Source organism: Pseudomaricurvus alkylphenolicus (assembly GCF_011683955.1).
In the GTDB taxonomy this organism is placed as follows: Bacteria; Pseudomonadota; Gammaproteobacteria; order Pseudomonadales; family Cellvibrionaceae; genus Pseudomaricurvus; species Pseudomaricurvus alkylphenolicus.
This window is the reverse complement of sequence record NZ_JAAQPI010000002.1, coordinates 473741-489116: the sequence shown is the minus strand read 5'-3', so window position 1 is coordinate 489116 and position 15376 is coordinate 473741. Positions and strand designations below refer to the sequence as shown.

15 protein-coding genes are annotated in these 15376 nt (G+C 55.0%); 6 read left to right on the top strand and 9 right to left on the bottom strand.

Annotated elements, in window-relative coordinates; all coding sequences use genetic code 11:
- Positions 1-281: 281 nt before the first annotated feature.
- Positions 282-1988 (top strand): putative bifunctional diguanylate cyclase/phosphodiesterase, encoded by a 1707-nt coding sequence (locus HBA55_RS07490; RefSeq protein ID WP_166988978.1) that lies wholly within the window; start codon positions 282-284, stop codon positions 1986-1988.
- A 39-nt stretch (positions 1989-2027) separates the two neighbouring features.
- Here the strand turns inward: HBA55_RS07490 and HBA55_RS07485 are convergent, their stop codons facing one another.
- Both HBA55_RS07485 and HBA55_RS07480 read right to left on the bottom strand, forming a co-directional pair.
- Positions 2028-3554: a YifB family Mg chelatase-like AAA ATPase gene (locus HBA55_RS07485; protein ID WP_166988976.1), complete on the bottom strand. Its 1527-nt coding sequence runs from the start codon at positions 3552-3554 to the stop codon at positions 2028-2030.
- 141 nt (positions 3555-3695) lie between these two features.
- The gene (locus tag HBA55_RS07480; protein WP_166988974.1) at positions 3696-3926 is read right to left on the bottom strand and encodes an accessory factor UbiK family protein; all 231 of its coding nucleotides are present in this window, start codon (positions 3924-3926) and stop codon (positions 3696-3698) included.
- A 337-nt stretch (positions 3927-4263) separates the two neighbouring features.
- On the opposite strand from HBA55_RS07480, the gene HBA55_RS07475 reads away from it, so the two are divergent.
- The 4 genes from HBA55_RS07475 to HBA55_RS07460 all read left to right on the top strand — a co-directional run bounded on the left by HBA55_RS07475 (position 4264) and on the right by HBA55_RS07460 (position 7285).
- A complete protein-coding gene (locus tag HBA55_RS07475) occupies positions 4264-4896 on the top strand; it encodes a TorF family putative porin (protein WP_166988972.1) in 633 nt (210 codons plus the stop codon).
- Between the two features lie 91 nt (positions 4897-4987).
- Entirely contained in the window at positions 4988-5326 is a 339-nt protein-coding gene (gene glnK, locus HBA55_RS07470; protein WP_166988970.1) for a P-II family nitrogen regulator, read from the top strand.
- Between the two features lie 31 nt (positions 5327-5357).
- A complete protein-coding gene (locus tag HBA55_RS07465) occupies positions 5358-6590 on the top strand; it encodes an ammonium transporter (RefSeq protein WP_166988968.1) in 1233 nt (410 codons plus the stop codon).
- A 356-nt stretch (positions 6591-6946) separates the two neighbouring features.
- Positions 6947-7285 carry a P-II family nitrogen regulator gene (locus tag HBA55_RS07460; RefSeq protein WP_166988966.1) on the top strand — a complete coding sequence of 113 codons (339 nt, stop codon included), beginning with the start codon at positions 6947-6949 and terminating at the stop codon, positions 7283-7285.
- A gap of 79 nt (positions 7286-7364) precedes the next feature.
- On the opposite strand, the gene HBA55_RS07455 is transcribed toward HBA55_RS07460, so the two are convergent.
- A complete protein-coding gene (locus tag HBA55_RS07455) occupies positions 7365-8024 on the bottom strand; it encodes a 2-thiouracil desulfurase family protein (RefSeq protein WP_166988964.1) in 660 nt (219 codons plus the stop codon).
- A 245-nt stretch (positions 8025-8269) separates the two neighbouring features.
- On the opposite strand from HBA55_RS07455, the gene HBA55_RS07450 reads away from it, so the two are divergent.
- Positions 8270-8470, top strand: coding sequence for a hypothetical protein (locus HBA55_RS07450; protein ID WP_166988962.1), 201 nt, complete (start codon positions 8270-8272; stop codon positions 8468-8470).
- Here the strand turns inward: HBA55_RS07450 and xerC are convergent, their stop codons facing one another.
- The 6 genes from xerC to HBA55_RS07420 form a co-directional block, all read right to left on the bottom strand.
- Positions 8471-9400: a tyrosine recombinase XerC gene (gene xerC / locus HBA55_RS07445; RefSeq protein WP_166988960.1), complete on the bottom strand. Its 930-nt coding sequence runs from the start codon at positions 9398-9400 to the stop codon at positions 8471-8473. It lies immediately after the preceding gene.
- Between the two features lie 38 nt (positions 9401-9438).
- Positions 9439-10134, bottom strand: a complete 696-nt coding sequence (locus HBA55_RS07440; protein ID WP_166988958.1) for a DUF484 family protein — start codon at positions 10132-10134, stop codon at positions 9439-9441.
- A 3-nt stretch (positions 10135-10137) separates the two neighbouring features.
- Positions 10138-10968, bottom strand: coding sequence for a diaminopimelate epimerase (gene dapF, locus HBA55_RS07435; RefSeq protein ID WP_166988956.1), 831 nt, complete (start codon positions 10966-10968; stop codon positions 10138-10140).
- An 18-nt stretch (positions 10969-10986) separates the two neighbouring features.
- A complete protein-coding gene (gene lysA / locus HBA55_RS07430; RefSeq protein ID WP_166988954.1) occupies positions 10987-12255 on the bottom strand; it encodes a diaminopimelate decarboxylase in 1269 nt (422 codons plus the stop codon).
- A 76-nt stretch (positions 12256-12331) separates the two neighbouring features.
- Entirely contained in the window at positions 12332-12451 is a 120-nt protein-coding gene (gene lptM, locus HBA55_RS07425; protein WP_166988952.1) for an LPS translocon maturation chaperone LptM, read from the bottom strand.
- Positions 12452-12543: 92 nt separating this feature from the next.
- Positions 12544-15372: a class I adenylate cyclase gene (locus HBA55_RS07420; RefSeq protein ID WP_166988950.1), complete on the bottom strand. Its 2829-nt coding sequence runs from the start codon at positions 15370-15372 to the stop codon at positions 12544-12546.
- Between the last annotated feature and the right edge of the window lie 4 nt (positions 15373-15376).

Here is a 15376-nt window from a genome sequence, read left to right as displayed (position 1 = left end):
TACTAGAGAGAAGAGCAGTGAAAAATCGAAGGCGGGATTGTAACAAGGCACCGTGATCATCAAAACTCCTAAACATGACCGGCAGGGTTATCAGTGCTCTTTATATAGCTAAATCGAACAAAGGGTGGGCTAAAGGAACTTGTTGTCATATGGCCGTTTGGCCGGTTCAAACTGCTTCGGAGGTGGTGTAGAGTGGCTGGCACCTGGAATATTACAACCAAATAACAACTACTTACGGGCAAACGCACTGGCGCCAGCTGGATCGGCACCTTTCACAGGACATGGATACATTCATCAAGATACTGCTTATTAATCGGCAGGAGTCCGAATACCAGTCGATCCGAAATCTGCTGGCTCAGGTACACCATACCGATTACCTCTTGACCTGGGTCGACCGGCTGGATCGGGCACTGGAAGAGACCCTGTCCGAGCACTTTGACGTTATTCTGCTCGATTATCACTGGCCCAGCGGCGATGCTGCGGATGTGCTCACTGGTGCCAGGGCTCAAGGGTGCAAAGTCCCCATCATCGTGATGACCAATGAAATGGAAGCCGATGTGGATCGCTCGGCGATTCGGGCAGGGGCCTCCGACTACCTCATTAAAGGCCGTATCGATTGCCAGTTGTTGGAGCGAACCTTGCGTTATGCCATTGAACGCAAAGCGGCCGAACACAAACTGGCTCGCTTGGCCCACTATGACCCTCTGACCGGCATTCCCAATCGCATTCTGTTTCGCGACCGGCTGGAACATGCCATTTTGCTGGCTGAGCGTGATCAGGCGCCTTTTACCTTAATGTACCTGGATCTGGATGGCTTCAAGCAGGTAAATGACAATTTTGGCCATGATGCTGGCGACGAACTGATCCGGACATGCGCGCAACGGCTGTGTGACTGCATGCGCAAGAGTGATTCCGTGGCTCGCATTGGCGGCGACGAATTCACCCTGTTGCTGGAGCATACCGAATCAACAGGAGATATCGCCCATATTGCAGAGAAAGTGATCGATGTGCTTGCATGCCCTTTCCAGATTGGCAGCCACCAGGTCATGATCGGTTGCAGCATTGGTATTGCTGTCTACCCGGAGGCAGGCAGTGACATCAACACGCTGCAAAAGCATGCCGATATGGCAATGTATGAAGCCAAGCAGTTTCGTGGCAGCCACTACCACTTTTTTACCGAGGAGCTAAATCGCGAGGCACGTCGGCAATTGCAGCTGGAGTCGGATTTGCAACGGGCCCTGCGCCGACAGGAATTTGTCCTTTATTATCAACCTCGCGTTGACCTTCGATCAGGTGAGGTCGTGGCGCTGGAGGCGTTGCTGCGTTGGTCCCATCCGGAGCGGGGGCTGGTGCACCCACAGGAGTTCATGCCCGTTGCGGAAGAAACAGGACTTATTGTGCCATTGGGTTATTGGGTGCTGCGCCAGGCGATCGAAGACCTCAAGCGCATTCAGGCAGAGGGCCTGGGGCAGCTCAAAATGGCCATTAATCTCTCTTTGCGCCAGTTCAGCGACGATCTTCTGGTCGAACGAATTGGCAATATCGTCCGTGATACCGGCGCCAACCCGGTGCAGCTGGAATTTGAGATCACCGAGACCGCCCTGCGCCACAGTCCGGAGCAAGTAGAGCAATGCATGAAATCTCTGGCGACAATCGGCTGCCGCTTCACCTTGGATGACTTTGGCAGTGGCTACTCGTCTCTGCGTAACCTACAGCGCCTGCCCCTGAGTGCCCTGAAGATAGAACGCCAGCTGGTGGAAAACCTCTGTCGCAGTAGCGAGCAGGCCCTCCTGGTGTCATCTATGGTGGCACTCGGCCGCAGTCTGGGTAAACAGGTGATTGCAGAGGGTGTGGAGAATCAGCGCCAGCTGGAGCTTCTGCGCCAATTTGGTTGCCATCAGTTCCAGGGTTTTCATGGTTATCGACCCAGCAGTTACCACGTACTCTGTGAGATTCTCAGCGCCCGTTTGGTCAGCAATTGCCAATAAATTCGGCGCGAGGCCACAACCATGATGGATGGGCACCAATCAGGCAGACGTATCCATCTGACGATCCAGATTGCGGTAGTTCAAGGCCTCAATTAAATGACGCTCTGCCAGTTGTTCGTCGTCATTCAAGTCGGCGATGGTGCGAGCCACTTTAATGACACGATGCAATCCCCTGGCGGAAAACCCCAAAGTCAGCATGGCGTGCTCCAGAATTTGCTGCTGGCGTTCGTTCAGTGGGCACAGCTGCTGCAGCTGCCTTGGGCTTAGTTGAGCGTTACAGCAACCCTGCCGTTGGAACTGTTTTAATCTGGCCTCGGTCACTCGTATCCTGACCTGCGAAGACGACTCCCCTTGGGCGGGGCTGTAGAGTTCACCCTTTTCCAATGGCAACACCGGAACATGCAGATCGATGCGGTCCAATAATGGCCCCGAGATACGATTGCGATAACGCTGGATATCGTTGGCACTGCACTGGCAGCGCTGTTTTCGGGTGGGGTCATTATGATACCCGCAGGGGCAGGGATTCATGGCTGCTACGAGCTGGAAGCGGGCCGGGAAGTCCACTTGGGCGCTGGCCCTGGAAATGCGTATGGCACCACACTCCAAGGGTTCTCTCAGGACCTCGAGTACCCGTCGCTGAAACTCTGGAAGCTCATCCAGAAATAGCACTCCCTGATGGGCCAAAGAGATCTCTCCGGGTTTGGGGTCTGACCCTCCGCCCACCAGAGACACGGCTGATGCCGTATGGTGAGGTGCCGCAAAAGGACGAGCCGGGTAATCTGCCAGAGGTGTGGAACGAGTTAACGACTGAATACAGGCGACCTCAATGGCCTCCGATTTTTCCAGTTCTGGCAACAGCCCCGGCAGCCGTGAGGCCAGCATGGATTTACCGGTACCGGGGGGACCAAACAGCAGTAGGTGGTGATTTCCCGCGGCAGCGACCTCCAATGCTCTCTTGGCCTGAGCCTGACCTTTAACGTCACGCAGATCCGCTGCCGACCGCCCCAATTCTGATGTACTTGAGCCCTCACCGGCAAGAACAGGTTCGATGGGCTTCTCGCCACTCAGGTGCGCCGCTACCTGAAGCAGGCTCAAACCGCCCAACACCCGTGTACTTTCGCTCAAACAAGCTTCTTTGGCATTGGTCTCGGGGCAAATCAGAGCCCGCCCCAGTTGCCCTACCGCCAGCGCTGCGGGCAGGCAACCGGGCACCGGCCTCAGATCGCCATTGAGTGCCAGTTCCCCCAAGAACTCCACGGAGTCGCAGGTGTCCGCAGGTAATTGCCCGGACGCGATAAGAATGCCAAGAGCAATGGGCAGATCAAACTGCCCACCGCCTTTCGGCAGATCCGCCGGGGCAAGATTGATCGTGATACGCCGGCTGGGGAAGTCGAACTGGCTATTAATGATGGCGCTGCGGACTCGATCTTTCGACTCTTTTACCGCGGTTTCAGCCATGCCCACGATGTTAAGTGCGGGCAAGCCGTTGGAAAGATGTACCTCAACCGTGACCGGAGGAGCCTGCACACCCAGTCGGGCACGGCTGTGGAGAGTGGCCAGTGACATAACAGCATCCTGCTTGGATTTCCTTTGACTACAACAATGTCACAGCATAAGAAAGGCGGTGCCGGATTGCCCAGCGTTCAATCCCCGGGAAACGGGTTAAACCGGCCGTTTTCTGGTCATTTCAAACAATAGTCTGAGTCTTCAGCTTTGCTGCTCCAGTTCCGCCAGTTGGCGCTCCAATTGTTCCAGCTTTTCCCGTGTGCGCTGCAGCACCGCCTGTTGCGCATCGAATTCCGCCCGGGAAACCAGATTCATGCGTCTCAGGGTGGATTCCAGCAGGCTGCGCAGCTCTTTTTCAGGCAAATCTGCCGTCGAGGTTGGCAGCAGGATTTTGAGGTCGTTAAACAGACTCTTGGCGAGTTGGTCAATCATGAAAATTTCCGTCAGGAAGCCACTTCTTTAAAGCTGACAATCTTACCGCATCCGTTCTAATAACGCCCTTTAATCAGATGCACCACTTTTGTGCGCATCATGGTGCAGGCGACTAGAATCTGCACCAGGGGCGGGCTTCTTCGCCTGCTTCTTCATTGAGGAATGCGCCGTCATAGTGCGGTACGTCTATAACTCAATGATTTATATGGGAATTTTAAAGTTGGCAAGTTATGTGCTAATACAGGGCAAGTCGTTTTAACGCATAACAAGCTGAAAATAGCGGTGCCGACTTGACCATGAATTCCAGAACAACTTTGTGAAACGAGAGGAAGATAAAATGAAAAAGATGACCCAACTAGCGGCTGCAATTGCACTGGCTACCGGCGCTATGAGCGCTGCTCCTGTAATGGCGGAAGGCAGCTGGTCTGCCAATGTCGGCTACGCTTCCGAATACTACTACCGTGGTTTCTTCCAGAAGAACAGCTCCGCCTCTGCTGGTATCGATTACGAAAATGGCGGTTTCTACGTAGGTGCCTGGACTGCTGATGTAGGTGATGGCCTGGAAGTAGACGGGTACTTTGGTTATGGCATCGAAACCGAGTCCGGTTTCAGTGCTTCACTGGGTTTCACCGGCTACTACTACACCGGTGACTTCGACGAAACCTACGAGGAAGTTAACTTTGGTCTGGGCTATGGCATTGCCAGCCTGGAATACAGCGTCGGTACCTACGATGATCCGGCCGAAGAGCAGGACTACAGCTTTGCTGCCCTGACTCTGGAGCACAACGGCTTCTACGCCAAGTACGGTACTTTCGGCAAGGACTTCGAAGGTGACTATTTCGAAGCTGGGTACGGCACCGAAATTGGTGGCTTTGACGCAGGTATCTCCTTCATCTTCCCAGACGAAGATATTGCCGGCGATGAAGACGAAGCCATCGTTTTCTCAATCGGCAAGTCTTTCGACCTGTAAAACTTCTCACTAATTGGAAACGGCCGGGCTTCATGCCCGGCTCTTCTGAATCAAGGCGACGCGAGGTCCGCGTCATTAAAGGAGCCTAACAATGAAACTGGTAACAGCAATCATCAAGCCTTTTATGCTGGACGCGGTTCGTGAAGCGCTTTCAGAAATCGGTGTACAGGGTATCACTGTCACTGAAGTCAAAGGTTTCGGACGTCAGAAAGGCCACACCGAACTCTACCGAGGAGCAGAGTACGTTGTGGACTTTTTGCCAAAAACCAAATTGGAAGTTGCCGTCAGCGACGACCAGGTTGATACCGTCGTGGAAGCGGTGAGCAAAGCTGCACACAGCGGCAAAATCGGTGATGGCAAAATCTTTGTCTCATCTCTGGAACAGGTTGTTCGTATTCGTACCGGCGAGACCGGCGAAGACGCACTGTAAATTCTAAATATTACTTTCCCGGAGAAACGCAATGGAAAACTCTATTTTCGAATTGCAGTACGCCCTGGACACCTTTTATTTCTTGGTGTGCGGCGCACTGGTTATGTGGATGGCAGCTGGTTTTGCCATGCTCGAAGCGGGTTTGGTCCGCTCTAAAAACACCACTGAAATTCTTACCAAAAACGTCGCCCTGTTTGCGGTGTCCTGCACCATGTACCTGGTTTGTGGTTATCACCTCATGTACGGTGGCGACTGGTTCCTGTCCGGCATTGTCGCCGACGGTGTAGCCGGTGCTGAAGAGCCTGCGACCTACGCACCTTCCGCCGACTTCTTCTTCCAGGTTGTGTTTGTTGCAACCGCCATGTCCATCGTTTCCGGTGCTGTTGCCGAACGTATGAAGCTGTGGGCTTTCCTGGCATTCGCCGTGGTAATGACCGGCGTGATCTATCCAATGGAAGGCGCCTGGACTTGGGGCGGCGAAGCCGTATTTGGCATGTACACCCTGGGCGACCTGGGTTTCTCTGACTTTGCCGGTTCCGGTATTGTTCACATGGCAGGTGCCGCTGCTGCTCTGGCTGGTGTTCTGTTGCTGGGCGCTCGTAAGGGCAAGTATGGCAAGAACGGTGAAGTCAATGCGATCCCCGGTGCCAACCTGCCTCTGGCAACTCTGGGTACCTTCATCCTGTGGATGGGCTGGTTCGGTTTCAACGGTGGTTCCGTACTGGCGACCGCTTCTGTTGAGTCCGCCAACTCCGTTGCCGTGGTATTCATGAACACCAACGCCGCTGCTGCCGGTGGTCTGATTGCTGCTCTGATTGTTGCTCGCATCCTGTTCGGCAAGGCTGATTTGACCATGGCGCTGAACGGCGCGTTGGCCGGTCTGGTTGCCATCACCGCTGAGCCTTCCACGCCTTCTGCTCTGCAGGCAACTCTGTTTGGTGCCCTGGGTGGTGTGCTGGTTGTATTCAGCATCCTCACTCTGGACAAGCTGAAGATCGATGATCCTGTTGGTGCCATCTCTGTTCACGGTGTGGTTGGTCTGCTGGGTCTGATCCTGGTGCCCTTCACCAATGACGGTGCCAGCCTGTCTGGTCAGCTGATCGGAGCTGCAACTATCTTTATCTGGGTATTTGCTACCAGCATGATCGTTTGGGCTATCCTCAAGGCAGTTATGGGTATCCGTATCTCTGAAGAAGAGGAGTTCAACGGTGCCGACCTGGCTGAGTGTGGTATGGAAGCTTATCCGGAATTTACCACCAAGTAAGGTTCGCTCTGTGTGACACCCTGCCGGACAGATTGTTGTTCGGCACACGAAAACCGGTTGCTGATGCAACCGGTTTTTTTATGTACAGGATGTACGGTATTCCGCGAGAGCCATGGAAGGCGGTAGCGGTTATGTACAGGATGTACGGTATTCCGCGAGAGCCATGGAAGGCGGTAGCGGTTATGTACAGGATGTACGGCTTCTTGAGCGGTTTGAGCCAGGTCAACAGCAATGGCATCAGGGTCGCTTTTAGGGCAACAGCCATGGTAATGTACGCACCACGACAGTGCTGTTCACCCAGGCAGCCCAAGGCCGAAAAACGCACCTGCCGACAACAAATAAGAAGGAATTCATTAATGAAACTAGTGACTGCTGTTATCAAGCCTTTCAAACTGGACGACGTGCGTGCGGCACTTTCCGAAGTGGGCGTACAAGGTATGACCGTCACCGAGGTTAAAGGTTTTGGTCGTCAGAAAGGCCACACCGAGCTCTATCGCGGTGCCGAATATGTGGTGGATTTCCTGCCTAAAGTGAAGCTGGAACTCGCTATTGATGACTCCATGGTGGAGCAGAGTGTCGAAGCCATCACCAAGGCTGCTCAGACCGGCAAAATCGGCGACGGCAAAATCTTTATCACCAATCTTGAAGAAATTATCCGTATCCGTACCGGTGAGACCGGCAGCGACGCGGTCTGATTCTGCATCGATCCCGCATTGAGGCGTTGCTGTCTCTCAGTCCGCCTCCCTGCGCTCTCTGACTATCATCATTTCAGCGCTATTTACCTTCAGCTGAACAGGCTTCCAGCCTGATCGACTGTTGGTTGGGGGCAGTGCTGAGGAATTGTTCCAGATCCCCTTGCCAACCTAACAGGCCAGCCAGCTCATCCGGGATTGAGTCATCATTCGCCAGATAGCAGCCAAGAATAAACCAGTGGCCAGCTTGCCGATGGCAAAAAAAACTTTCGTCTATCACACAGATGCCCCGTTGACGCTTGATCTCCCTTGCAAACAGTCCATCTGCCATTCTGATCACCTTGCCGGCGGTGTCATAAATGGGTGTGGTGCCAGAACCACAACTGGGTGAGCGAGCTTTAAGTATTCCGCAGACAATATCACTTCCCTTTTGGCACCAGTCGTCGGCGACCTGTTGGAGAGCGGGATCAACCCGCAGTGAACTGTCTTCGACCCCGAGAAGCCTTTGATCGTGGCCGCTTTCGACCCATTGCACCGGCGGCCTGGGAACACCCAGACCGGCAGCAACCTCTGGGCACAGGCGCTGCACCCGCAGATGCGACTCCAGCAACGGCATGAGGTCGGGTAAAGCTTTGTCTGTGCCGTCATAACGTACGCGATCCCCTGCGAGGCAGGCGCTCACCAGAATGCCAGGTCGGGGCCGCTGCGCCAGGGCAGCGGGCAAATGGAATTTGGCACCCATGTACAATCTCCAAGGCTGGCCTGAGCAAGCAGGCAAGTAATAACTACTCTGACAGAATACCTTCTAAATCTAGATCAAAATAGCCTAAAAAATTCACCGATTATCGGTGGAAAATGACACGAAAATTGAACTATAAATAACGGCGATTGCGGTCTCGGCTGTAGTCAAAACCTGCAAAAGAGACTTGTCCTAACAGCGATTTTACGGCCTTAGGGCCGCCAGAGAGATGTGGAAGGTTCGTCACAATGAGTCAGGATATTTTCGAAGGAAAAAACGAGCGTCCTGAGGAACACACGGTGGGTGCTCGCAAGAAAGAAAGAGACCAGCTGCAGGCCGAAATCGAAGCGTTTTTGGCCAAAGGCGGCAAAATCGAGAAGGTTGATCCGCACGTTACCGCGGATCCTCCTCAGAAGCCCGGTAATAACTACACCAGCCGCCCGATTTAATCAGGGGAGATCATCGTCCTCTGTGGACGATTGCCGTTGTGCCCTTGGGTGGGCTGAGTCGTAAACCTTGGCCAGATGTTGGAAGTCCAAATGGGTATAGATCTGCGTGGTGGCCAGGTCGCTGTGCCCCAACAGCTCCTGCACGGTGCGCAGGTCGCCGCTGGATTCCAGCAGATGGCTGGCAAAGGAGTGGCGGAGCATATGAGGGTGGACCGGCTGCTCAAGCCCCTGTTTGATACTTAGGCGTTCAAACCGGGATTGTATACTACGGTTGGTCAGACGCTTACCAGAGCGGGAGGTGAAAACGGCCTCCACCTCTCCGCAGTCTGCCCGTTGCATCTGCTGCCAGTTGCGCAGGGCCTCAAGCGCGTACTGGCCTATTGGCAGATCCCTTGTCTTGCGCCCTTTCCCCATCACCCTCACTTGGCCCTGGTTCAGGTCCAGGTCCCGCCAATCGAGCTGACTCAACTCACTCAGGCGCAGGCCGGAAGAGTAGAACAGCTCTACACAGGCTCGATCTCTCAAGGATAGAAAATCATCGCCCAAAACTTCTACAAATCGGGTTGCCTGATCGGCATCCAGTGCTTTGGGTAAAGTCTTTGCGGCCTTTGGAGCCTGGATACCTGTGCAGGGATTCACCTCGACCCAGTGCCGTTTGAGGCAAAACTGGAACAGGCTGCGCACTGCAGAAAGCCAGCGTTGCAGGCTGCGAGGGCTTAATCCCTTGCGGTGTAACGCGCCCAAACAGCTGCGAATATGGTGATGGCGGCAATCGGACAACAGCAGCCCTTGATCATCAGCAAACTTCAACAGCCGCCTGAGATCACGCTCGTAGTTTTCCAGGGTATATATAGAGGCTTGACGCTCAACCCGGAGAAATTCAAGAAAGCACCCAGCAGCATGGTCTACCGTAGTAACGTCGGTGTCCATTGCCGGTTCCTCCCGTTCAGCCGTTGATCGAAAGTAGCTTAGGACTCGAGATGTGGCGGCAGAATGCGGTTCAGCACTTCGCCGATGTAGCTCAGAAACAGCGTACCCATGCTTGAGGCGTAATAGTGAGGGTCGCGATTGGCAATGGCCAGTAAACCAAAGCTGTTGCCATGAATCAGAGGAACCAGCGCCATTGAACCCACAGCGCTGCTGTGATCGGGGAACAGGTAGGCGACTTCGGCGGCGTTAAATGAACCACAAAGCGGTTTGTTGCTCTTGAGAATCTGGGCAATGTGTTCGCGGGCCTTGCTCAGTGGTTCAACTCTGGCGGCAGAGTTGGGCAAGCGAGCGGGATCGCCGTATATCAGCAGTGTGGTGTAGTGAATCTTAAAATCATTGCCGAAGCTGTACATGAGTGCATCGACGGTGTCTTCCAGTGTTTTTCCCTGTAGCAGTGCCAACACCAGGCGTTTGGTTTTATCAAACAGCCGGTCGTTGTCACGGGCGTTGTCCAGCAGCTTGCTGAGCCGGTGGCGCATGTCCATGTTGCGCTCCCTTAATATCGACACCTGCCGTTCCACCAGGGAGATGGCCTGACCGCTCTCATGGGGAAGGCGCAAATCCGCCAGCAGGCCGGGCTGTTTCACAAAAAAGTCCGGATGTTGGCGCAGGTACTCCACCACCTGTTCTTCAGTGATGGCGCTTTCGGTATCAATAAGGGTTTGATCGCTCATGTGTTATATCTTGATCTGTCCGTGGAAGACGGAGGTGGCCGGTCCCGCCATCATGACAGAGTGCCCTTCACCCTGCCAGTCAATGGTCAGACTCCCCCCCGGCAAATTGACCTTTACCCTGGAGTCTAACAGGTCGCGCAAGCGCCCCGCTACCACAGCAGCACAGGCACCGGTGCCGCAGGCCAGAGTTTCTCCCGCCCCGCGTTCATAGACCCGCAGATTGATCTCGTTGCGTGACACCACCTCCATAAAGCCGGCGTTGACGCGCTGGGGGAATTGACGGTGGGATTCCACCGCCGGCCCCCAGGTTTCCACCGGGGCGGTTTTGATGTTTTCCACCAGGGTGACCGCGTGAGGGTTACCCATGGAGACCGCGCCAATGTCCAGCACGGTATCCTCCAACTCCAGTGAGTATATGGCGTTACGTCTGTCTGCATTGAACGGAAGGTCCGACGGCTCCAGTCGCGGCGCGCCCATATCCACCAGGACTTCGCCGTTCTCCTGAACTTTCAGGGTCATGAGTCCGTTGGCGGTTTCCACCACAATGCTGCGACGACCGGTCAGACGACGGTCGGTGACAAAGCGGGCAAAACAGCGCGCGCCGTTGCCGCAATTCTCCACTTCAGAACCGTCGGCGTTGTATATTCGGTAGCGAAAATCCACATCCGGGCTCTGTGGTACTTCGACGATCAGCACCTGGTCACAGCCGATGCCAAAGCGGCGGTCTGCCAGTTTACGTACCTTGTCGGCATTCAACTTGACCCGCTGGCTAATCGCATCGATAACGACGAAGTCGTTACCGAGACCGTGCATTTTGGTAAATCGCAATCTCACGAATGGATCCTTATTGACCTACTTGGATTCCGGCAACAACTGTTCACCTCGTGTGAGGTCCGCCAGGCTTTCACGGGCTCTGATCAGATGAGCTTGATCGCCACTGACCATCACTTCTGCCGCCCTGGGTCGACTGTTGTAGTTCGAGCTCATGGTGAAACCGTAGGCGCCACTCGACATCAGTGCCAGCAAATCACCCACTTGCAGGTCCAATTGCCGCTCTTTGGCGAGAAAATCGCCGGTTTCACACACCGGGCCAACCAGATCCCAGGTCAGGGTGTCTTCTCCCGAACGGGCTTCCACGGGTTTTACTTCCTGCCAGGCCTGGTAGAGGGACGGGCGGATGTTGTCATTCATTGCCGCGTCAATAATGGCGAAATTGCGGTGTTCGGTGGGTTTGAGGTATTCCACCTTCGTCACCAGAACGCCGGCGTTGGCGGCAATGGAGCGGCCGGGTTCGAAGATCAGGGCCAGCTCGCGTTGCCCCAGGCGTTGTTTAATAGCTGCCATATAGTCGGCAACGGCCGGAGGTTGTTCGTCGCCGTAGGTTACGCCGAGGCCGCCGCCAAGGTCCAGGTGCTCAATCACTATGCCCTGTTCCGCCAGCTGGTCTACCAATGCCAGGACTCTGTCGAGTGCATCCACAAACGGAGTCAGTTCGGTCAGCTGTGAACCGATATGGCAGTCGACACCCACTACTTTTAGCGATGGCAGCTCGGCAGCGCGGGCGTACACCCGGGGCGCCTGAGTAATATCGATGCCGAATTTGTTCTCTTTCAGGCCGGTGGAAATATAGGGATGGGTATTGGCATCAACATCCGGGTTCACCCGCAGTGATACCTGGGCCTGCTTGCCAATGTCTGCGGCGACCTGTGCCAGGACCTCGAGCTCGGCCTCGGATTCGACATTAAAACAGTGGACGCCAACCTCAAGTGCCCGACGCATCTCCGCCGGCGTCTTGCCCACACCGGAGAATACCACCTTGGCCGGATCGCCGCCGGCTAACAGTACTCGCTCCAGCTCTCCTTCAGACACAATATCGAAGCCGGCACCCTGGCGGGCCAGCAAATTGAGGATGGCAATGTTGGAGTTCGCCTTGACGGCATAACATACCAGGCCCGGATGATCGCCCAAGGCGTTGGCGTAGTCTTGGTAGCGGCGGCTGAATGCCTCTTCGCTGTAGACGTAAAGCGGTGTGCCGAAACGGGCGGCCAGTTCATTCAGCGGCAGGGATTCGGCGTGCAGCCGGCCATTGCGCTGTTCAAAATATTCATTGGGGGTGTTCATGTCGGGTCAATTCGTGTGTTGCTTAAACATCGGCAGGGGCCAGTAGGGTCCCTGAGTTATTACGCCGAGAGTGCCTTTACGGCATCAGCTGGGACTGTTGTTCGGGCTGAGGCAGGCGCAAAGGCCCCTTTTGTCCACAACCGGCCATGCCCACGGCAAACAGTGCAATCAAGGATAATATAGCCAGGTGTTTCATGGGGTCTCCAGCGGTCCTGATGGCGGGCGGGCGCCCGGGAATGGGTCAAGCCGGGTAGTATACCGGTGTAAGGCTGCCGGGCGCCAGCATCCTCACAGATCTTGCAGGGCGCGGTTCAAGCGTTGTTCGAGTTGTTGCTTCAGGCGCAGGTAGTCCACGGTCTGTAGAGGTTCTGCGGATGACAAGCGGCAGCCGCTGAGATCGAGATCTGTAATGTAGCAGGGGTAACGCTCGCCATGCCGGCGTCGCTCCAGGATACTCTCGGCCAGGCGTTGATAGATGTCGGCACCATGGTCGTTGCTGTGGAACTCCTGGTCGTCGCAATAAATCGAGTAGACCATGTCCTCCCCGGCTTCGTTACTGGCGATTACCTGAATATCGAAAAAGCCCAGGTTATTCAGATCTGTATTGGCGTGGCGCCTTTCAGCAAAGAAGTGGCCTTCCAGTTGCCGCAATTCATAAAACTCTATGGGATACACCCCAAAGCAATCTCCGCTGCTCAATGACAGGCACAGACGCTCGGCAGAGGCTCTGAGAAAACGGTGCAGAGGTCTCAATAAAGTCTGTTCATCGTGAAAACCAATGTGCGCCGCAAACAAGGAGTGGCGTTCATCCAACACATAGAGGTCTACCCCATCGCCCTGGCGGTGATACCCCACCTGAATGGCCTCAGTTGCAGGTAAAGCACACATGGCTCTAAGCGGATGAGGGGGATCGGTCAGGGATAGCTGGTCCAGCTGTATCGGACTGAGTTGTTGTTGCGGTTGGCTGAGGAGCTCCAGCAATTGCGGCAGGCTTTCGGCACCTTGACAGCTCAGATGCGAATCACGCATCTGCCAACAGTGAAAGTGACCGCTGTGCTGCAGCACGAAGCGGGTTTGGGAAGGATGAATTCCACTGTGATAGCAGCTGGCCAGCTGCGCGAACAATTGTTCAAGTCTCTGCTTAAGCAGCGCCGAATGACTGCCGGAGTGACAAAATACCTGCATCGCAGGCAGTTTGGTGGCAGTACCGGGAGGCAGTTGTTGTAAGTACTCGCTTACACAATCTGCCAGGGCATCTCTATCATCTTGAAAGCTATGTACCAGTACTTCGTTCCAGGAGTTTCGTACCAGAAGATGCAAGTCACCCAGCAGGTGCCCCGGCGGTTTTCCGGCATTGAACGGGTCCAGTTCCAACTTCGGACTGCTACTTTGCAGCTCGGTGGGTTGAGACAGATTGACCAGCAGCAGTATGGATTCAGGCTGGGGTTTGCGTTCAAATGCGCTCTGTTGTGCGCTGGGCATGGGTAAGGGTAGCCACTGGTTTAAGGCCTGCCAGAGCCCTCTCAGCAGATAGGCCTGGCCCCGCAGTGGTTGGATTAACAGCTCCGAGGTATCCCCCAGCAGACCATTACAGTAGGCCCAGGCGATCAGGTCCGCGGCTGAACGTGTCGTTTTCAGGGGCACATGGGCTGGCAGGCTATTGTGGTTGCTCTGCGCCTGCAATTGCCAGCGAGATTCTCCGGTTTTGCCTTTGGGTAGCTGGCTGGCCATCAATCCGGTTTCAACCAGGTTCTCTGTAATGCCTGGATTAATCCAGTCCACTTTGTCCGCTTTGCGTTCAAATGCTGCATAGAGTTTGCGCCCGAGAATGGCGACCTCGCGGGCCAGCGGTGGAGAATCCGGGCAATGACCTCGAACAAATTCGGACAAAATCCGATAACCGTTGAGCAACTCTGACACCAGTTGCTGTCGCTCGATGAGGACTTGTGGTGAACGCCACTGGCGGCGCCGGTCCAGGTGTTGTAATTGCGCTTTGTTCCAATCCCAATCACTCACGATCTGCCCAAGCAAATGGCGTTGCCACGAGGCCGGAGAGGTGGCGGGAGGCCGTGACAGGGCCTTATTGACCTTGAAATAGAAACAGCGGCGCACCAACTCCAAGCGGCGCTGTTGATCGTGTCGCACAAGGTAATCTTCCAGTGTTCGGTAGATCAACAGGTAAGGGTCAAGCTGGTCGATGTCGGTGCATTCGCTCTGTATCCGACGTTTGAACTCCTGGGCCAGTAGCCGTGAATCCGGATACTGGCTGGCATATACCTCCAGCAGCAATAATTTCAGGATGGACTTATATGGGGAAACGATGCCTTTATAAAGCTGCCAGATTGCAGCCGTTACAAATTCCACCAGGGGAATGGTGGGTAGCCCCCCCAAGTCGATGACCTCATCGCTGCGCAGGAATTTCCGCTTTAACAGAAGCTCTGTGTACTGCTGATATCGGTGTTCTTGCTCTGCGGGTACGAACCACCATAGTGGATAACGCCCGGCCAGGCAGATGGCGGTGCGATAGAATTCGTCCAACAACAGATGGTGTTGGCTGGCGCCGCTGGATTCCTCCGACAGTGGCACGGTTTCTCCCTGTCGAAATCGCTCGGCGTCCATCGGGAAGAAACACACTTCGAGCCCTTGTTCTGCAGCCCAGGTCTGCAATCGCTCGCACTTTGCCTGCAACAACTGCAGTTGTTTGGTGTCCAGGTCGGAACGGTGACAGACCCACACATCCATATCGCTGCTGCGACTCTGGCCAACGGTGCCGATACTGCCCATGATAAACAGCGCCTCGATGGCTTGCTGGCGCGACGCCAGCCGCTCGTAGCGAAATCCTCTCGATAACTGGCGTGCCCGGTCCAGGCTTCCCCGGTCAGGTGTGAATTGGCACACTCCACAGGGCGTGTCTCGATTGACGTATCCGGGCAAGACCGGGTGATTGACGTGAAACAACAGCGGCAGAAGATCAAACAGCCGTTGCTGGCGTGCATTGAGGCTGGCACGCGTGCGTTGCAGTCGCTGCTGATTGACGCTCAAAAAGGCTCGACGATATTGCCTCAGGCGCAAGCCGTCGATACCCAGCTCTTGGTGCAGATTTGAAGAAGTGGCCATGGTT